This is a genomic window from Streptococcus mitis (assembly GCF_005144795.1).
Taxonomy (GTDB): Bacteria; Bacillota; Bacilli; order Lactobacillales; family Streptococcaceae; genus Streptococcus; species Streptococcus mitis_BB.
Genome location: NZ_SWFJ01000003.1, coordinates 44,502 through 62,366, shown reverse-complemented (window position 1 = coordinate 62,366; position 17,865 = coordinate 44,502). Strand labels below are relative to the sequence as shown.

The following is a 17,865-nucleotide window of genomic DNA, read 5'->3' as shown; positions in this document are numbered from 1 at the left end:
GAAATGAATAAAAGTATGATTCGTTACCTCCTTTCAAAGTTACTTTTGATTGAAGCTGTTCTCCTCTTGGTTCCTGTTGCGATTGCCATCTACTACCATGAATCGAGCCAAGTCTTTACATCCCTCTTTACAACGATTGGGATTCTCGTATTACTAGGTGGCTCAGGAATTTTACAAAAGCCAAAAAATCAACGGATTTATGCCAAGGAGGGAATCTTGATTGTGGCCCTCTGTTGGATCCTTTGGTCTTTCTTTGGCGGTCTCCCCTTTGTTTTTGCTGGTCAAATTCCCAGCGTTATCGATGCCTTTTTTGAAATCAGTTCGGGCTTTACAACTACTGGAGCAACTATTCTGAACGACGTTTCGGTTCTCAGTCGTTCCCTCCTCTTCTGGCGAAGTTTTACCCACTTGATTGGAGGGATGGGAGTACTTGTTTTTGCACTTGCTATTATGGATAATGCCAAGAATAGCCACTTAGAAGTGATGAAGGCTGAGGTTCCTGGCCCTGTTTTTGGCAAGGTTGTATCCAAACTAAAAAACACTGCCCAGATTCTCTATCTCCTTTATCTAGCTCTCTTTTCCCTCTTTGTCATCATCTATTATCTGGCTGGCATGCCCCTATTTGATAGTTTTGTCATTGCCATGGGAACAGCAGGTACAGGAGGTTTTACAGTCTATAACGATGGAATCGCCCACTATGGTAGCTCACTGATTACCTATCTAGTTAGTATCGGAGTTTTGGTTTTTGGGATAAATTTCAATCTCTACTACTACCTCATGCTCCGCCGCGTCAAAGCCTTCTTTGGTGACGAGGAACTTCGTGCTTACTTGCTCATCGTGCTACTTTCTACAGGCTTGATTAGCCTTAATACCCTCTATCTCTACCCAGGATTTTCAAAGAGCTTTGAAATGGCCTTCTTCCAGGTTTCCAATATCATTACAACGACTGGTTTTGGTTACGGAGATATTACCAACTGGCCCCTCTTCTCTCAGTTTATCCTTCTCTTCCTCATGGCAATCGGTGGTTCTGCTGGTTCAACCGCAGGTGGACTCAAGATTATTCGAGGCCTTATCCTTTCAAAAATTGCTAAAAATCAAATTTTGTCAATCCTATCGCCCCACCGTGTCTTGACCCTCCATGTTAATAAAACGGTAATTGACAAAGATACCCAGCATAAGATTCTCAAGTACTTTGTTATCTATGCTATGATTTTGCTATCCCTTATCTTTATTGTCAGCCTAGATAGCAACGATTTTCTGGTTGTGACCAGCGCTGTCTTTAGCTGTTTCAATAATATAGGACCTATTCTAGGAACCACTTCTAGTTTCTCAATCTTTAGTCCTATCTCAAAAATTCTCCTCTCCTTTGCAATGATTGCAGGTCGTTTGGAGATTTATCCAATCCTACTTCTCTTTATGAAGAGAACTTGGTCTAAACGTTAATTACAACATTACTCCCCTTTTACAAAATCGTAAAAGGGGATTTTTTAAACTAAAAATGAGAAGACCAAATAGTCCTCTCGTAGTATTATCTTATCTAAGATTTGCTGTATAACGAGCTACTTCCGCTTGATTAGCCCAAACATAATGACCTGGACGAATTTCTACCATAGATGGCTTATCTGTCTCATAATCATGTTGATCTGGATCATATACTTTCAAGACCTTCTTGCGTTCCAAGATTGGGTCTGGAATTGGTACAGCTGAAAGCAAGGCCTGAGTATATGGATGAATTGGATTATTAAACAATTCTTCTGTTTCTGCAACCTCTACAATAACACCCTTATAAATAACTGCGATACGATCTGAAATAAAGCGAACAACTGACAAATCATGAGCAATGAAGAGATAAGTCAAACCTAACTCTTTTTGGAATTTCTTAAGCAAGTTTAAAACTTGGGCACGCACAGAAACGTCCAAGGCTGAAATGGGCTCATCTGCAATAACGAAATCAGGCTCCATAACAAGGGCACGGGCAATCCCGATACGCTGACGTTGACCACCAGAAAACTCGTGTGGGTAACGGGTCAAGTGTTCTTTTAAAAGCCCAACTTCATGAATCATCTTTTGAACTTTTTCTTGTCTATCTTCTTCATCTTTAAACAAATGGTAGTTATAAAGACCTTCCGAGATAATGTAATCAACTGTCGCACGCTCATTCAAGCTGGCTGCAGGGTCTTGGAAAATCATCTGAATACGACGAATCAGCTCTGATGATTCCTTGTGTGATTTTTTCCCATTAATCTTCTGACCATCAAAGATAATTTCACCTTTGCTTGTATTGTTCAAACCAATAATAGCACGACCAATGGTTGTTTTTCCACTACCGGATTCACCTACAAGAGAGAATGTCTCTCCCTTGTTGATAAAGAAGTTTGCATTTTTAACTGCAACAAACTTCTTACTTCCTTCACCGAAGGAAATTTCTAAATCTTTAATTTCTACTAATTTTTCAGACATTTCCTTCCTCCTAGTCTTCTAGATGAGCAAAGCCCATTTTATCACGAATCTTGTCATGCAAATCTGCTATAACTCCTGGTTTTTCAACTTTAGGAGCATTTTCATGAAGCAACCAAGTCTTAGCCCAGTGAGTATCACTAACAGAGAACTTAGGTGCTTTTTGTTCAAAGTCAATTTGCATAGCATAATCTGAACGAAGGGCAAAAGCATCACCTTTCAACTCAGTATAAAGAGATGGCGGTGTTCCTGGGATAGAGTATAATTCACCTTTATCATCAGCAAGCTGAGGTAAGCTAGATAAGAGACTCCAGGTATATGGATGGCGTGGGTCGTAGAAGACTTCCTCAACAGTTCCATATTCTACAATTTCCCCAGCGTACATAACCGCTACTTTATCTGCAATACTTGCTACCACACCAAGGTCATGTGTGATAAAGATAATGGTAAAGTGGTACTCATTTTGCAAGGTTTTAAGCAAATCAATAATTTGTGCTTGAATAGTTACATCAAGGGCAGTTGTAGGTTCATCACAGATTAAGATATCTGGACGACAAGCAAGAGCTATCGCAATAACAATACGTTGACGCATCCCACCCGAATATTGGAAAGGATATTCTTCAAAACGTTTCTCAGCTTCTGGAATTCCGACTTTTTTCATATAGTCGATTGCCATTTCTTTAGCTTCCTTGGCTGTTTTTCCTTGGTGTTTAACGATAACTTCTGTAATTTGGCTACCGATTGTATTGATTGGATCCAAACTTGTCATAGGATCTTGGAAGATGGTCGCAATTTTAGCACCACGAATCTTCTCCCACTCCTTGTTAGAAGCCAGAGCAGTCAAGTCTTGTCCACGATAGTCGATACTTCCTTGAGCAATACGCCCATTATCTTCTAACATTCCTGTAAAAGTTTTTGTTAATACAGATTTACCAGAACCAGACTCACCTACTAAGGCAAGAACTTCCCCTTCAATCAAATCCAGAGACACTCCTCGGATAGCCGTTAACACTTTGTCACGAACGTCAAATTCCACGACAATATCGCGAGCAGTCAATATTACATTATTTTCTTTTGTCATATTTACTCCTATCTATGTGTACGTGGATCACTAGCATCCGCTAAGTTTTGACCAACAACAAAGAGAGATAAGGATACCAAAATCAATGTTGTTAATGGAATCCAGAATAGGTAAGCGTTGGTCGTAACGTTTTGTGAATAGTCTGAAATCAAACGTCCCAAACTTGGAACTGTCACAGGTAGTCCTAATCCAAAGAAGGAAAGGAAGGCTTCATAAGAGATAAAGCTTGGCAACATCAATGTCATCGTAGATACAATAACAGATACCAATTGTGGCATAATATTTTTGACGATGATTTTAAAGGTAGGTGTTCCAAGAGTTTGAGAAGCGAGGTTGTATTCTAAATCACGATAACGCATGATTTGGATACGAATCATATAAGCAATCCCAATCCAAGTTGTCACACTCATGGCAAAAATCAAATTCCAGAAACCAGCACCAATTGAGTACGTCAAGACAATAACAATCAAGAGAGATGGAATGTTTGAAATAATGTTATAAACTTCCATCATGATACGGTCAACGGATTTTGAAATTCCCCAAATTCCACCAACAATAACACCAATTATAAGGTTAATAAAAGTAGCAATTACAGAGATGAGGATAGAGTTACGCGCACCAAACCAAACCCCATCAAACAAGGATTTACCATTACTATCTGTACCAAACCAATGTTCAGCGTTAGGCTTGATAAAGCGAGCACTGAAGTCATTTACCTTACTTACATCGTTGAAATCAAAATCTGAGAACATTGGGTAAATAAAGCTCATTAAAATAATAGCGACCAAAATACCTAGCATAGCAACTGTCGATTTTTTCTTCAGAAACTGTCTGAAGACAGACCCCCAGTATGAATAAGCTGGTGCATCAATCGTTTCAGAGGCAAAATCGTCACGTTTTACAAACTGAAATTTTTCTTTATCGATTGTTGACATTATTTGCCTCCTTTCTCTGTCAATTTAATACGTGGGTCAAGCATTGTCATCCAGATATCCCCTACAAAGAGTGAGAAGATAGAAATACATGTGAAGATGAAGACAAGACCAACTACCATCGAGTTATTTGACGCCTTAACAGAGTCAATCAACATTTTACCCATACCTGGGAAGGCGAAGACTGTTTCAGTAAGAGTTGCACCACCGATAACCCCGATAACGGCACCAGGAATACCTGAAACCAAAGGAACCATTGCGTTTTTAAAGATATGTTTGTTTGAAATTTCTTTTTCAGACAAACCTTTGGCACGAGCAAAACGAACGAAGTCTTGAGATTGCAAATCGATCATGTAACGACGAATCCAGATAGCTGTACTTGGTGCTCCTAGCAATCCTAGAATAACTGCTGGCAAAACATAAGAACGCCAATCTCCAGCACCCAAGATAGGGAACGAATCTGGAAGACCAATAGATGATCCAATCAAACGAACGATATAAACCAAAGCAATCGTTGGAAGAGCAAGCAAGAAAGTCAAAGCACCTGTCGAGAAACTGTCAATCCAAGTATTCTTGTGGCGAGCCATAGCAGACCCAAGAGGGATTGCAATAGCATACGAAATAATCAAACCAATTAATCCAGCAACAGCAGAGCTTGCAATCATTGATGGATACTGATAGTTGCTTTCTGTAGCTGTATACGGATCATTTTTACCATAGTTGGCTACCTCACGAGCGTCTGCCTGACTAGGTGATTTATAAGTACGTGAGTAAATATCTACAGATGAAGTCTTCTTACCAGTAGGGAATTGAACTTGTCCAGTCTTTGTTTGTCCTTGACCTTGTGTAATAACTTGAAGTACGGGAGTGTTTGCATAAGTTGGGTAAGAATCACCTAAATTAACATTCACAAAGTTTTGGTGTACAAATGGGAATTGGTTGTTAAAATACAACAGATACTTATGTTTTGTACCTGAACCAACCAACGACCAGCCGATAGCAGGGTCATTTTCAAAGCGAAGATAGCGTTCTAAGTTTGGATTTTCAGGGTCTTGAATCTTGTTTGTATGATCAATATCAAGCAAATTAGCATAGAATTTGAAAACACGTTCAAAAATCGGAATTTCACGCGTAGCATAGAACTGACCACTCTCTGAAAATACACCTAGTGTCCAGCCATTACCTAATTGGTTAATGTATTTCTCATAAATCGCTTTATTGCTATCATTAGCATCAACTGTTACCGATGAATCTAATTTACTAGCTTTTTCTTGCAGCTCCTTGGTATCGTAGTACTCGATATAGCCCATACGCTCATAAACAGTATTTTCATAATTATCCCGTTTATCTGGAGTGGTTGCAATCTTATTATAGTTGGTATCCTGTTTAAAAATCAATTTACGAGGTACCATCGTATAGATAATCGTGTAGGTTAAAGTTGTCACCAAGAAAATAGACAACAATGAACGCAAGACACGCATAAAAATATATTTCTTCATATCGTTTCCTTTTTAAATCCCAAAAGAACCTTCTCCTCATGGAGAGAAAGTTCTCTTGAGAGTTATTTATTTAACGTGTTTAGTCAATTCTTTTTGAACTTTTTCGTTTGATTCTTTTTTCTCTTTGAGCCATTTCTCACGAGCTTGTTCATAATCAGCCTTTGTTACAACCTTATCTTGTAACTGAACATATTTGAAGTAGACATCTGAAGCTTTATCTCCAGATTGGCTATAAGAAGCTGAGAATGGTACAACACGAGAAATAAATGGTGCAGCACCACTAGAAGACATAGCTGGTAAGAAGAGTGAGCTGTCTGTCAACCAAGCTTGAGCAGCAGCATATTTTTCATAACGCTTGTTAAGATCACTTGTTTCTTTTCCAGCTTCATCGAGCAATTTATCGTAATCTTTCATACCAACTTTTGCTGCAGCTGCATTTGATGGGTCATCATAGCCCATATAAGTTTTCGTTTGCTCACTATTAGTTGATTTAAGGATGTCAAGATAAGTTGATGGATCTTCATAGTCAGGATTCCATCCAACAGCACCTGAAAGATCCCAATCCTCAGCCGCCGCATTAGCAGCATAATAAGTCACATTAAAGAATTCATCTTTAGAAATTTGTTGAATATCGACGACAACATTTGCTTCGCCTAAAACTTTTTCAACTGATTGTTTGAACGACTGAATACGTGCGATATAGTTTTTAGACGTTTGGTCTACTGGAACATCCAAATGGATAGGGAATTTCACACCTTCTGCTTCCAGAGCAGTTTTAGCTTTAGCAAATTCTGCTTTAGCTTTGTCAGCGTTAAAGAGACCGTCTTGACCATCAGCAAAGTTTACATTTTTCCACTCGTCTCCATAAGTCGTAACTTTTTCAGCAACCAAGTCACCGAAAGTTTTTTCACCTGCAGAAACAAAGTCCGGTTTCACAAATAAGTTACGAACTGCTAGAGGAGCACCTTCTTTACCGTTAACTTGAGCAGAATAAGCTGTACGATCAAAGGCAAAGTTCAAGGCTTGGCGGAAGTCTTTGTTAAGAAGAGCTTTCTTAGTAGATGTTTTCTCATCATCTGTTGTTTTAGAGGTATATTTGTAATTTTGACGATCGATATTTACACCTAAACCTCCAACACCAGCTCCTGATGGAGTGTAGAAAATATTCTCCTTGTATGACTCCTCTACTTTTGAGAAGTTTGAACTTGTTGGGTAAAGACGAGCAAAACTATAAGCTCCACTTGTAAAATTACGTTCAAGTGATTCTTGATCTGAACCATCAAAGTATGCAAGTGTGACTGTATCTAAATGAACATTCTCTTTATCCCAGTACTGCTCATTCTTAGCAAATTCGATAGAAGATTTAGCAGTCAAACCTTTAAGCAAGAAAGGTCCGTTATAAAGTAAGGATGTAGGATCTGTTGCTTTAGCAAAATCAGAACCTTTTGATTTTTCAAATTCTTCGTTTAACGGCCAGAAAATTGAGTAAGCCATCTTAGAATTCCAGTATGGTTCTGGTTGGTTCAAAGTATACTCAAGAGTATAATCATCAACAGCTTTAATACCTACTGTAGAGAAATCTTTTGAATTACCTGTCAAATAGTCAGATAAACCTTTAACAGAAGTTTCAGCTAGGTAAAGCGCTTCTGATTTTTTATCTGCCGCATGTTTCAATCCATTCACGAAATCTTTAGCAGTCACTTCAGCATATTCTTCGCCATCAGATGTCATCCATTTTACACCTTTACGAATTTTGTAGGTATAAGTCAATCCATCTTTTGATACATACCAGTCTTCTGCAACCGCAGGAGTCAAGTTCCCGTATTTGTCATTTGTAAAAAGGCCATCGATTCCGTTTGAAGTAGCCACTTTCGTACTCTGTTTTCCAGAGATAAGATAGTCCAATGTTTCTGGATCAGCTGAATAAACATAGCCATAGGCTTTTGGAGCTGTCGAATCAGATGATTTCGAATTTCCACAAGCAACTAACACACCTGTTGCTAGTAAAGCAACTCCTGCTGCAACAAATACTCTACTTTTTTTCATGTTTGTAACTCCTATTGAAAAATTTTAGCATATTGGAAATTATAACATATATCTTCTAAAAAGTAAACGAATTTTCAGAATATTTAGGCGCATTTCTACCAAAAAAATTTTATTTGTCAAGTTTTTTCACTTTTTCATTTCATTTCATGAAAAAGTTACTCTAGAAATAGCTACCTAAAAACCTTTAAATTCATACTTTCCTTACATTTTTATTTATAGACATAAAACTCATTTTTGGAAACTATTTTTTTGATTAAGAAACTATTGACGTAGAGAAATTTTCAAGGTATAATAGTAAGAGTTATGGCGGTATAGCCAAGTGGTAAGGCACGGCTCTGCAAAAGCTTGATCGTCGGTTCAAATCCGTCTACCGCCTTCTATAACTTGATTTATCAGGTTTCAAATGAACAGAAAGCCCAATTTAAGGGGCTTTTTTCTTTGTCTTCTGATAAATAAGCATGATTTTAAAAAACTTTTGAGACTAAGTTTTTTCGAGGACACAATTCCCCCTTTTGAAATCAACTGAAAAAAGCTTCGTCACGCCTGGTGACAAAAGCCTCTAGTTTACTCTGTTTCTTCTTCTATTTCAACTTCGGTAATTTGGACTTTTACCTTGGTAACACGTCCATTTTTCACTTTATCATTGGTTAGGATAAGCTGTTTGTTTTGGCTGACTAATTCATAACTGAGTTTCTCAGTCGTTGGAATGGTCCCCACTCCTGTCAAATAGTAACCAGCGATGGTATCAACGTCATCACTTTCCAGTTCAACATCAAAGTAGTCATTAAAATCATTGAGATTCATGGTACCTTGAACAATGTAAGTATCCTCACCGATTTGATGAACATCTATTGCCGCTTTATCTGTTTCGTCATCGATTTCCCCAACGATTTCCTCTAAGAGGTCTTCCAGGGTCACCAAACCAGCCATCCCACCGTATTCATCTAGCAAGATTGCCATTTGTCTTTGGGTATTGCGCAATTCTTTTAACAAGTCATCCACAAAAATAGTTTCAGGAACAAAAAGTGGATCTTGTAAGATTTTCTTCCAAACAATATTGTCAAAACCGTCCACAAAGCCTGCCTTAAGAAGACTCTTGGTGTGAATAATTCCAATCACGTTATCCTTGTCTCCATCATAGACAGGGATACGAGAATAATTTTGTTTTAAAATACTTTGGATGATAGTTTGACTATCATCCTGAATATCCACCATAAAGGCATCCGTTCGAGGAACCATGACTTCTCTGGCCATTAATTCGTCCAGTGAAAAGATCCCTTGTAACATCTCAATTTCGTCAGCATCTAGTGTTTCTTCACTTTTTGTCAACATGTACTCAATTTCATCACGGGTCATTTTTTCGTCAGCATCGTCAAAGGTCATAGGAGTCAAGCGACTCAAGAGATTGGTAGATGCAGACAAGAGCCAAACAAAGGGACTAACTAGTTTCCCCAATCCAATAATAACTGGCGCTGTACGAATCGCCAAGGAATCCTTTAGATTAAGAGCGATTCTCTTAGGATACAATTCCCCAAAAACGATGGAAATATAAGTCAAAAATGCTAAAGATAGAAAACTTGCAACGGCATAAGCTGTTTCGCCATTTCCAAGCCAAGATGTAATTTCTCGTCCCAGAGCGTCTGCCAAACTCGCCCCTGATAAGATCGTAATCAGGGTAATCCCTACTTGAATGGTTGATAAAAAGTGGTTAGGATTTTCTAGTACCTTCAACAGACGGATATAGCGTCTATCTCCTTCTTCTGCCTTTTGTTCAACACGCGCACGGTTAAGTGAAACCATGGCCATTTCTGTGGCTGAGAAAAAGGCATTTAATATCGTCAAAATAAACAATAAAACAAATTGTAGCAACAAATTCTGACTACTTGGGTCTTCCATAGTTCTTCTCCTAAAATAGTATCTTATCCTTTATTATATCACAAAATATAGTCCAGTACATATTATTTTTTCTCATACTCTTCGAAGATCTCTTCAAACCACGTCAGCTTTATCTGCAACCTCAAAGCTGTGCTTTGAGCAACCTGCAGCTGGCTTCCTAGTTTGCACTTTGATTTTCATTGAGTATCAGTGTCTATTGTAACCCTGCTTAAACTAGTAAGAAAGAACTCCTATATCCACAAATGACATAGGAGTTTATGTTATCTTTTACTGAGTAACCGTTACTTCTCCAGTTCGGTAATCCAGTTGAAGCCCTTTTTGAACATTGGGAACCAGAACATTGAATTCCAATTCTCCGTCTGAAGACTTGGCTTCAATCTGTGAAGCTGAAGGAACTAAATCCTCGTTTGAAGCATAATAAAGAGTTACACGGTAACGGACACGCTTGTTTTGGTCCAAGGCTTTACGTACCATACTTTCATAGTAGTTTTGACCAGTCGAATCCTCGGCTTGCGCCTGATTTGCCCAGGCTGTTTGAACAGCAATGTTTTTAGGATTGCTTGTCGAGGCATCAAAACCATCTAAGCCACCGATTAAGGCATAGCCTAACAAGTGACCTCTATCGACTGCATGGGTATAAGACCCCTTTAGATTCTTGACCTGATGCCATCCTGGTGGAGTCCAAGAAGTCGAACCGTTTCCAGTTTCTTCACGATTCTTGTACTGGCGAGTAGCCTTAGACAAGAGGGCATTAGCTACAGTTGGCACCGTTTCCTTGCCCACTGTCTTTGTTTTATTATCAGCGTAGGGTTTACTTGAAACCTTGGCATCTAGATCTGTTTTATTGCCATTGACGATAAAAGCACCTGAGCCATTCCACTCCAGACTCCCTTTTATTTGACTCTTGACTGCGTCTGTTAAGACACTCTCTGCCAATGCTTGACTAGGAGCTTCAGACGCTTGTTTTTTCTGACTAAGCTTGGTTTTAGGACTATTAGCTGTCGACTGCATCTGCTTGATATAATAGCTTCCTGCAGATAAAAGTAATAACACTAGCAGTCCAATCAGTGTCTGTCTTGTTTTTTTATCCATTTTTCTCCTTATTTTTAGAAAAAGACTGGTTCTCCAGCCTAATTTCCTGTAAATTTATGAATCAATTCCTGCCATTTTGCTGGAGACAGGATAGCCCATGGATCTTGACCCTTTCCCAAGATTCCATAACCTACCATTAAGCCGATACCTAGGGCTAGAGCACCTAAAAACAGTACCAAAATGACTAGAAGTAAACGCTTGATTACATAGCTTGATTTCTTATTCATCTTCATCACTTGCCTCAATCCGCTGAATCTTAGCGCCTAGCTGCGCCAACTTCTCATGAAAACGGTAGTAACCTCTATCCAAGTGAACCAATTTACCAACTACAGTTTCTCCTTGTGCTACCAAACCTGTCAAAATCAAGGCAGCACTGGCACGAAGGTCAGTTGAAAGAACTTCTGCCCCCTGCAAAGGTTGACCACCAACAATACGAGCTGTATCACGGATAATCTCAGAGTGCAAGCCCATGCGACGCATTTCTTCTAGATGTTGGAAACGATTTTCGAAAACTGTCTCCACCATGGTTGATTCCCCTTTTGCGACGGTCATCAAGGCTGTAAATTGGGCCTGCATGTCCGTTGGGAATCCTGGGTGGGGCAAGGTTTTCACATGAACAGCTTTTAGATTTTCTAGTTGAGAACGAACTCGAATTCCTTCAGTCTCCTCCGTCACTTCTACTCCCATTTCAAGCAATTTGGCAATCAAGGGACGGTTGTGCTCCCAGACAGCGTCTTTAATCAAGACATCACCACCAGTCATGGCAGCAGCTACCATAAAGGTTCCTGCTTCGATACGGTCTTGGACTACATTGTGAGTTGTACCATGAAGTTTCTCAACACCGGTAATGGTAATAGTCTCTGTCCCAGCACCTTTGACTTTGGCTCCCATTTCATTGAGGAGAATGGCTAGGTCAACAATCTCAGGCTCACGCGCAGCATTTTCAATCACTGTGACCCCATCAGCCAGCGTCGCTGCCATCATCAAGTTCTGCGTAGCACCAACACTTGGGAAGTCCATGTAGATATGAGCGCCATGCAAGCGATCAGCCTTGGCTTCAATGTAACCAGCTGTCTGACTAATCTTAGCCCCCATAGCTTCTAGACCTTTCAAATGAAGATCAATAGGGCGGCTACCAATCGTACAACCTCCTGGCATGGATACCTTGGCATGACCTACACGGGCAAGAATTGGTCCCAAGACAACGATGGATGCGCGCATCTTGCTGACATACTTGTAAGGGGCTTCTTCAGTGATATCGCCAGTTGCGTCCACCTCAACAAGATGAGCCTCCTCATCAAAATCTACCTTGGCATTCAAACCACGAACCACCTGATTCATAGTGAAAACATCTGACAAGATAGGAACATTCTGCAAGACGGTCTTTCCTTCACTGGCTAGAATAGTCGCCGCCAACAAGGGCAAGACTGCATTCTTTGCTCCTTCAATAGTAACACTTCCTACCAGACGATTATCGCCACCTTGAACCACAATTTTTTCCATACTTATTTCCTTTACTCTTGATTTTATAATAATCCTCTAAGCGCTTCTTGCCACAACTGATATAGGCTGATAAAGAAAGAACTCATGATGTAGCCCATTACAATACTGAAAAGGGCTACTAATAAACGAACTTTTCCTGTATTCTCAGCTGTCACTTTTAAAACCTTTTCCCATCTAACAAGATTCTTTAAAAGGTAAAAACTCACATAAATAAAGAGCATGTGACTGCTTAGAGTGAATAATAATTGAACCATTTGACTATTATACCATCTTCTATGTTTGTGCGCTAGTTTGGAAACTTCACTCAAAAACTAGGGATTGTTTTTCAAGTAATCAATTGCATCTTGTAGAGTTTTAACTGGCACAATTTTCATATCTGTCTTGATTGTTTTAGCTGCTTCTAAGGCTGTCTGGTAGTTGTTTTTGGCATCTGGATGCGCTTTTTGTTCTTCTTCACTAACAGGGTTATCAGGGGCAAAGAAAATCGCGGCACCTTCTCTAGCCGAAGCTACAACTTTCTTATCAATACCTCCAATGTCCCCCACATTACCATCACGGTCAATGGTACCTGTACCAGCAACAATACGGCCATTACGAAGGCCAGGGTCAGCTATTTGGGTATAGATGGCCAGACTAAACATGAGACCTGCACTTGGACCGCCAATACCAGCTGTTGAAAAGCGAATTGGGACATCACTGGTCACTTCCGTACGGTCAATCAAACCGATTCCAATCCCATTTTTGCCATTTTCCAAGGTGATAATCTTTCCTTCTGCAGACTTGGTTTGCCCATCCTCTTCATAGGTGACCTTGACGGAGTCCCCTAATTTTTGAGAATTGACGTAATCAATCAAGTCTTTGGAACTGTCGAAGGTCTGATCATTGACTGCTGTGACCGTATCAGAGATGTTAAGAATCCCTTTAAAGGTCGAATTATCCGTCACCGTCAAAACATAAACCCCAAGGTATTTAAGTTCAATATCCTTACCAGCTGTCTTTAGTCCTTGATATTTGGCCATATTTTGCGATGTCTGCATGTAGAATTGATTGATCCGCATAAATTCAATATCGGAAGAGCCACCTGTAGTCTCTTGGGCACTACGAATATCTGTAAAAGGCGTCAACCACGCATAAATCATATGGGCTAAAGTGGCATGTTGGACACCAACCGTAACGAAGTGATAGGCTCCAGCTTCCTTATCTTCTGTATCATTGACCTTGAGGACTTGGCGAATATCTTCCGAACCACCTGGAACTTCTATATAGTAGGGCAAGGGCACTACAAATGCCAAGAAAGTCACAATTAAGGTCGCAATGACATATAAGGGCCATCTAATCTTTTTTTTCATTTCTTATTTCCTCCAAAATACTCTCGGGAACATAGCAAGTAATATTCTGACCAAACTTCAAAAGTTCTCTAACTCCTGATGAACTGATATAAAGATGTTCAAGTCGGCTATGTAAATAAATGGTCTCTATATCAGGAGACAGCTGATGGTTGTAGTAATCAAAACTGGCTTCATATTGCAAATCCGCCGCATTCCTCAAGCCCCGCACTAGGCAAGTAGCCCCCAGTCTTTTTGCAACATCAACCACCAATTCATCATGAGAAGACACGACTTCAACATTTCCCAAATGTTTCACAGCCTCTTCTAGCCCCCGTTTACGATTTTCGATAGGAAGAAATCCTTGTTTATGGGGGTTAAAAAAAATACCGACATAGAGCTTATCAAAAAGTTTGCTAGCTCGCTCAATGATATCCAGATGCCCATTTGTCATCGGATCAAATGAGCCTGTGAATAAGCCAATCTTATCTGACATAGACTGTCACCTTACTAATTCCATAAATCTTTTCCTTCCATATGCCCAGACAGGCAATTTCTTCTGGAAGTTCAACAGCTTTATCCGTCTCACACACGACCATGACATCTTCAGAAAAAAGCTCTCTCTCAGCCATTTTTTCAATATCTGCTACGATTTGTTCCTTGGCATAAGGAGGGTCTAAGAAAATGAGGTCAAATTCCCCAGATACCTGTTCCAATGCCCTTTCTGCATCCATCTTGAGGAGTTGAAATTTTCCAACTTCCTTAGTCATCTGAATATTTTCAACCACGATAGCCTGAGCCTTACGGTCTCGCTCCACCAAAACAGCGCTGGACATGCCACGCGATACTGCCTCGATAGATAAACCACCACTACCTGCATACAGGTCCAAGACTCGTCCCCCTTCAAAGTAGGGACCAATCATATTAAAAATGGCTCCCCTAACCTTATCCGAAGTAGGTCTTGTTGTCTTGCCTTCTAGTGTCTTGAGGGGACGTCCCCCATAGATTCCTGATACGATTTTCATACCGTTTATTATACCAAATTATGGGCGAAAAGAGAAAGAAAACCGAACCTTGCGGTTCGATTCTCTATAAAATATTTTCGTAAGTATCGCGGACTTCTTGAGGCCAAACACTTGTTTGCACTTCTCCGATATGTTTCTTACGAAGTAGGAACATGGCCATACGAGATTGTCCAATTCCTCCACCGATTGTCAATGGGAATAGGCCATTCAACAAAGCCTTGTGCCATTCCAATTCTAAGCGGTCTTCATCACCTGTGATGGCAACCTGACGGCGAAGCGTTTCTTCATCTACACGAATCCCCATAGAAGACAACTCAAAGGCTCCACCTAAAGACTCATTCCAGACAAGAATATCACCATTTAGACCCTTGTAGCCATTTTCAGACTCACTTGTCCAGTCATCATAGTCTGGTGCACGTCCATCGTGCGGTTTACCGTCTGGTAATTCACCACCGATACCAATCAAGAAAACCGCACCAAATTCTTTACAGATAGCATTTTCACGTTCTTTCGGTGTCAAGTCTGGGTAGCGTTCTACCAACTCTTCTGTATGGATGAAAGTGATTTGTTTTGGCAAGATGGATTCGATATCATAGCGAGCTTCAACAGCTAGCTCAGTCAAGCGAATGGCCTTGTAAATCTTCTCAACTGTTTCTTTTAGGTAGGCAATGTTGCGTTGTCCATTTGGAATGACTTTTTCCCAGTCCCACTGGTCAACATAAACAGAGTGGGTCGCATCCAGCGAATCTTCGTCTGGACGAAGGGCCTTCATGTGGACAAAAAGGCCTTCTCCCTCACCGAAACCAAAACGAGCCAAGGTATGGCGTTTCCATTTGGCAAGGGAATGTACCACTTCATAAGTAGCATCAGGGATTTGGAGAACCTTGACCGATACGGCATTCTCCACACCTGATAAGTTGTCCTGCATCCCGTCACCGACCCTACTCAAGATAGGACCTTGAACTTCGACGACTTCTAGCTTGTCTTTCAAATACTGAGTAAAAGTGTTTTTGACAAAGGAAATCTCTTCTTGTTGATGAATAAAACTTTTCTTCATAAACTACTCCTCAAAAAATTAATTAAAAGCATTATACACCTATTTCCAAGAAAAGAAAAGAGCAAATATAAAAAAATCAGTGCTCCTTCGAACACTGATGTCAGGGACCTTCTAGTCATTGCGACCGAAGATACGTAGAATACTTAGGAAAAGATTGATAAAATCAAGATAGATACTGAGAGCCATTGACACAACCCAGCCTGTCGCTACACGACCTTGTGATTGTTCATAGGCACGGCGAATTTTTTGGTTGTCCCAAGCAATCAGACCAGAGAAGACCAAGACCATGGCTACACTAATCATATAATCAAAGAAACCGCTAGCCAAGAAAATATTGACTACCATAGCAATCAGCAAACCGATAAGCGCTGCCATCATAGCCCGACCAAGACCACTCAAATCTTTCTTGGTGAACATGCCAACTGCCGCCATGACAAAGAAGAGAAGGGCACTCGACACAAAGGCAGATAAAACTGTACCTGGAGTATAGAAGGCCACCACAAAACTAAGGGTAAAGCCGTTTAAAACAGAGTAAAGTAAAAATACTGGAAGAGCAGCTGGACTATTCTTTGAAGCCATACTGCTGGCAACAAAGACCAGAGCTAGCTCTGCAAAGGTTGCAACGGTCAACCAGAGACGCCCCTGCATCAAAAAGTAAACCAACTGAGACTGAAAGACAGTCAACATAAGGCCTGATACCAAAGCAGATAGTCCGATTCCCAGACCAACAAAGGCATAAATTTTAGCGTAAAATTGATTGAGACCTGCACGGTCATGAATAATAGTGTGATTCATCTTTTCTCCTTTTCTATAAACATCTTTCCTTGATTATAACAAAGAAAGTTAAAATTAGCTTAAATGGAAAATTAAAATACCGGCTGCAACGGCAACATTCAAACTCTCCGCCTGTCCCTTCATACTAATGTGAACCAACTGGTCTGCACTTTCAGCCATGAGGGGACTAATTCCTTGACCCTCATTTCCCATGACTAGTACAAAATTTTCTATAGGAGGCAGTTCTCTGTAATCAACAGAATCTTTAGATAGAGTTGTTGCCAGCACTGGGATACCTGCTTCTTTAGCTCCCTCGAGAAGCCTTTGACTAGACATCCTGTAAATAGGCAGATGAAAATGACTGCCTTGCATCGAACGTAAGGTCTTGAGACTGTAGATATCTGCCGATTTATCTGAAACAATTACTCCAGTAAAACCTGCTGCATCCGCAGTCCGAATGATCGTTCCCACATTACCAGGATCTTGCACATCTTCCAAAAACAAGAACTTGCCCTGGCTAAAGTCAGCTTGCCCTACTTCTTCTTTTTGAACCACGGAAACAATTCCCTGTGGAGTCTGAGAATCCGCCAAATCTAGCAAAATGTCCTCTGAGACCCAGACAGTTTGCGGAAACGAGGCTAACTGATCTCGGTAATTTTCTAAGGCAAAGATTTTCTCAATCGTCACCCCAGCTTGAACAGCTTCTTCAAACAAGTGCCAGCCTTCAATCAAATAGGCAGACTTGCGATATTTTTTTTGGTGTAATTTCTTGGCATTTTTTACCACAGAATTGGCTTTTGAGGTTATAATAGTCATAGAAATATTATAACACAATCAAAGGGGTTTGGTATGCAAAAGGTTAGAATGATTGCCCAAGGTAGGGTGCAGGGAGTCGGCTTTCGTTGGGGTGTTTACAGCCTGGCACTTGAAATTGGTGGCATCACAGGTCGGGTATGGAATAACGACGATGGCACAGTCGAAATCTTAGCCCAAGCAGACTCATCTGCTATCATGGCAAAATTTATCCAAGAAATCCGAAAAGGACCCACACCTTTTTCAAAAGTCAGCTACTTAGATGTCAAACTGAGCAACTTTCCTCCTTACCCTGACTTTAAAATCGCAAATTAGGTCTCTAGAACTATTGTATATTTTGTAAAAAAACAGTAGAATAGAAAGGT

General features: G+C 40.2%; 18 protein-coding genes and 1 tRNA gene. 3 read left to right on the top strand and 16 right to left on the bottom strand.

Translation table 11 applies throughout. The features are described 5' to 3' along the window. The first annotated feature begins 3 nt into the window (after nt 1-3). The gene (locus FBF73_RS02780) at nt 4-1,443 is read left to right on the top strand and encodes a TrkH family potassium uptake protein (RefSeq protein WP_136936911.1); all 1,440 of its coding nucleotides are present in this window, start codon (nt 4-6) and stop codon (nt 1,441-1,443) included. Between the two features lie 90 nt (nt 1,444-1,533). On the opposite strand, the gene FBF73_RS02775 is transcribed toward FBF73_RS02780, so the two are convergent. The 5 genes from FBF73_RS02775 to FBF73_RS02755 all read right to left on the bottom strand — a co-directional run bounded on the left by FBF73_RS02775 (nt 1,534) and on the right by FBF73_RS02755 (nt 8,015). Further along, complete coding sequence (locus tag FBF73_RS02775) at nt 1,534-2,460, bottom strand: ATP-binding cassette domain-containing protein (protein ID WP_124788145.1); 927 nt, start codon at nt 2,458-2,460, stop codon at nt 1,534-1,536. Nucleotides 2,461-2,470: 10 nt separating this feature from the next. Further along, nucleotides 2,471-3,538, bottom strand: coding sequence for an ABC transporter ATP-binding protein (locus FBF73_RS02770; protein ID WP_124788146.1), 1,068 nt, complete (start codon nt 3,536-3,538; stop codon nt 2,471-2,473). Between the two features lie 8 nt (nt 3,539-3,546). After that, the gene (gene oppC, locus FBF73_RS02765) at nt 3,547-4,473 is read right to left on the bottom strand and encodes an oligopeptide ABC transporter permease OppC (protein ID WP_124788147.1); all 927 of its coding nucleotides are present in this window, start codon (nt 4,471-4,473) and stop codon (nt 3,547-3,549) included. Next, nucleotides 4,473-5,969 (bottom strand): ABC transporter permease, encoded by a 1,497-nt coding sequence (locus FBF73_RS02760; protein ID WP_124788148.1) that lies wholly within the window; start codon nt 5,967-5,969, stop codon nt 4,473-4,475. Before FBF73_RS02760 ends, oppC begins: the two co-directional genes overlap by 1 nt. 66 nt (nt 5,970-6,035) lie before the next feature. Beyond that, nucleotides 6,036-8,015: a peptide ABC transporter substrate-binding protein gene (locus FBF73_RS02755; protein WP_136936910.1), complete on the bottom strand. Its 1,980-nt coding sequence runs from the start codon at nt 8,013-8,015 to the stop codon at nt 6,036-6,038. A 305-nt stretch (nt 8,016-8,320) separates the two neighbouring features. Between FBF73_RS02755 and FBF73_RS02750 the strand changes: the two genes are divergently transcribed. After that, nucleotides 8,321-8,391: transfer RNA gene (locus FBF73_RS02750), tRNA-Cys, on the top strand. Nucleotides 8,392-8,579: 188 nt separating this feature from the next. Here FBF73_RS02750 and FBF73_RS02740 read toward each other — a convergent pair. From FBF73_RS02740 to FBF73_RS02685, 11 genes are all read right to left on the bottom strand, one after another. Beyond that, entirely contained in the window at nt 8,580-9,911 is a 1,332-nt protein-coding gene (locus FBF73_RS02740; RefSeq protein ID WP_136936908.1) for a hemolysin family protein, read from the bottom strand. Nucleotides 9,912-10,178: 267 nt separating this feature from the next. Beyond that, nucleotides 10,179-11,003 carry a DNA-entry nuclease EndA gene (gene endA, locus FBF73_RS02735; RefSeq protein ID WP_136936907.1) on the bottom strand — a complete coding sequence of 275 codons (825 nt, stop codon included), beginning with the start codon at nt 11,001-11,003 and terminating at the stop codon, nt 10,179-10,181. Nucleotides 11,004-11,041: 38 nt separating this feature from the next. Further along, complete coding sequence (locus tag FBF73_RS02730) at nt 11,042-11,230, bottom strand: DNA-directed RNA polymerase subunit beta (protein WP_004241151.1); 189 nt, start codon at nt 11,228-11,230, stop codon at nt 11,042-11,044. Beyond that, complete coding sequence (gene murA, locus FBF73_RS02725; RefSeq protein WP_136936906.1) at nt 11,223-12,506, bottom strand: UDP-N-acetylglucosamine 1-carboxyvinyltransferase; 1,284 nt, start codon at nt 12,504-12,506, stop codon at nt 11,223-11,225. The genes FBF73_RS02730 and murA overlap by 8 nt, the downstream gene beginning before the upstream one ends. Nucleotides 12,507-12,529: 23 nt before the next feature. Then, nucleotides 12,530-12,760, bottom strand: a complete 231-nt coding sequence (locus FBF73_RS02720; protein WP_023943444.1) for a DUF1146 family protein — start codon at nt 12,758-12,760, stop codon at nt 12,530-12,532. A gap of 57 nt (nt 12,761-12,817) precedes the next feature. Continuing rightward, nucleotides 12,818-13,855, bottom strand: coding sequence for a SepM family pheromone-processing serine protease (locus tag FBF73_RS02715; protein WP_124788153.1), 1,038 nt, complete (start codon nt 13,853-13,855; stop codon nt 12,818-12,820). After that, nucleotides 13,839-14,327, bottom strand: a complete 489-nt coding sequence (coaD, locus tag FBF73_RS02710) for a pantetheine-phosphate adenylyltransferase (protein ID WP_136936905.1) — start codon at nt 14,325-14,327, stop codon at nt 13,839-13,841. Before coaD ends, FBF73_RS02715 begins: the two co-directional genes overlap by 17 nt. Beyond that, the gene (rsmD, locus tag FBF73_RS02705; RefSeq protein WP_124788155.1) at nt 14,317-14,856 is read right to left on the bottom strand and encodes a 16S rRNA (guanine(966)-N(2))-methyltransferase RsmD; all 540 of its coding nucleotides are present in this window, start codon (nt 14,854-14,856) and stop codon (nt 14,317-14,319) included. Before rsmD ends, coaD begins: the two co-directional genes overlap by 11 nt. A gap of 64 nt (nt 14,857-14,920) precedes the next feature. Further along, a complete protein-coding gene (gene asnA, locus FBF73_RS02700) occupies nt 14,921-15,913 on the bottom strand; it encodes an aspartate--ammonia ligase (protein ID WP_045612763.1) in 993 nt (330 codons plus the stop codon). A gap of 111 nt (nt 15,914-16,024) precedes the next feature. Continuing rightward, nucleotides 16,025-16,708 carry a Bax inhibitor-1/YccA family protein gene (locus FBF73_RS02690; protein WP_136936904.1) on the bottom strand — a complete coding sequence of 228 codons (684 nt, stop codon included), beginning with the start codon at nt 16,706-16,708 and terminating at the stop codon, nt 16,025-16,027. 54 nt (nt 16,709-16,762) lie between these two features. Then, the gene (locus tag FBF73_RS02685; RefSeq protein ID WP_136936903.1) at nt 16,763-17,503 is read right to left on the bottom strand and encodes a TrmH family RNA methyltransferase; all 741 of its coding nucleotides are present in this window, start codon (nt 17,501-17,503) and stop codon (nt 16,763-16,765) included. 33 nt (nt 17,504-17,536) lie between these two features. Here FBF73_RS02685 and FBF73_RS02680 point away from each other — a divergent pair, with 33 nt between their 5' ends. Further along, nucleotides 17,537-17,815 carry an acylphosphatase gene (locus FBF73_RS02680; RefSeq protein WP_001174612.1) on the top strand — a complete coding sequence of 93 codons (279 nt, stop codon included), beginning with the start codon at nt 17,537-17,539 and terminating at the stop codon, nt 17,813-17,815. Nucleotides 17,816-17,865 lie beyond the last annotated feature (50 nt).

Bases quoted from the DNA above. Each gene is read 5' to 3' on its own strand.
- endA (WP_136936907.1), bottom strand. From the start codon at position 11,003: ATGGATAAAAAAACAAGACAGACACTGATTGGACTGCTAGTGTTATTA.
- FBF73_RS02730 (WP_004241151.1), bottom strand. From the start codon at position 11,230: ATGAATAAGAAATCAAGCTATGTAATCAAGCGTTTACTTCTAGTCATT.
- FBF73_RS02685 (WP_136936903.1), bottom strand. From the start codon at position 17,503: ATGACTATTATAACCTCAAAAGCCAATTCTGTGGTAAAAAATGCCAAG.
- FBF73_RS02760 (WP_124788148.1), bottom strand. From the start codon at position 5,969: ATGAAGAAATATATTTTTATGCGTGTCTTGCGTTCATTGTTGTCTATT.
- FBF73_RS02690 (WP_136936904.1), bottom strand. From the start codon at position 16,708: ATGAATCACACTATTATTCATGACCGTGCAGGTCTCAATCAATTTTAC.
- asnA (WP_045612763.1), bottom strand. From the start codon at position 15,913: ATGAAGAAAAGTTTTATTCATCAACAAGAAGAGATTTCCTTTGTCAAA.
- FBF73_RS02755 (WP_136936910.1), bottom strand. From the start codon at position 8,015: ATGAAAAAAAGTAGAGTATTTGTTGCAGCAGGAGTTGCTTTACTAGCA.
- FBF73_RS02740 (WP_136936908.1), bottom strand. From the start codon at position 9,911: ATGGAAGACCCAAGTAGTCAGAATTTGTTGCTACAATTTGTTTTATTG.
- coaD (WP_136936905.1), bottom strand. From the start codon at position 14,327: ATGTCAGATAAGATTGGCTTATTCACAGGCTCATTTGATCCGATGACA.
- FBF73_RS02780 (WP_136936911.1), top strand. From the start codon at position 4: ATGAATAAAAGTATGATTCGTTACCTCCTTTCAAAGTTACTTTTGATT.
- oppC (WP_124788147.1), bottom strand. From the start codon at position 4,473: ATGTCAACAATCGATAAAGAAAAATTTCAGTTTGTAAAACGTGACGAT.
- FBF73_RS02680 (WP_001174612.1), top strand. From the start codon at position 17,537: ATGCAAAAGGTTAGAATGATTGCCCAAGGTAGGGTGCAGGGAGTCGGC.
- murA (WP_136936906.1), bottom strand. From the start codon at position 12,506: ATGGAAAAAATTGTGGTTCAAGGTGGCGATAATCGTCTGGTAGGAAGT.
- FBF73_RS02775 (WP_124788145.1), bottom strand. From the start codon at position 2,460: ATGTCTGAAAAATTAGTAGAAATTAAAGATTTAGAAATTTCCTTCGGT.
- rsmD (WP_124788155.1), bottom strand. From the start codon at position 14,856: ATGAAAATCGTATCAGGAATCTATGGGGGACGTCCCCTCAAGACACTA.
- FBF73_RS02770 (WP_124788146.1), bottom strand. From the start codon at position 3,538: ATGACAAAAGAAAATAATGTAATATTGACTGCTCGCGATATTGTCGTG.
- FBF73_RS02715 (WP_124788153.1), bottom strand. From the start codon at position 13,855: ATGAAAAAAAAGATTAGATGGCCCTTATATGTCATTGCGACCTTAATT.
- FBF73_RS02720 (WP_023943444.1), bottom strand. From the start codon at position 12,760: ATGGTTCAATTATTATTCACTCTAAGCAGTCACATGCTCTTTATTTAT.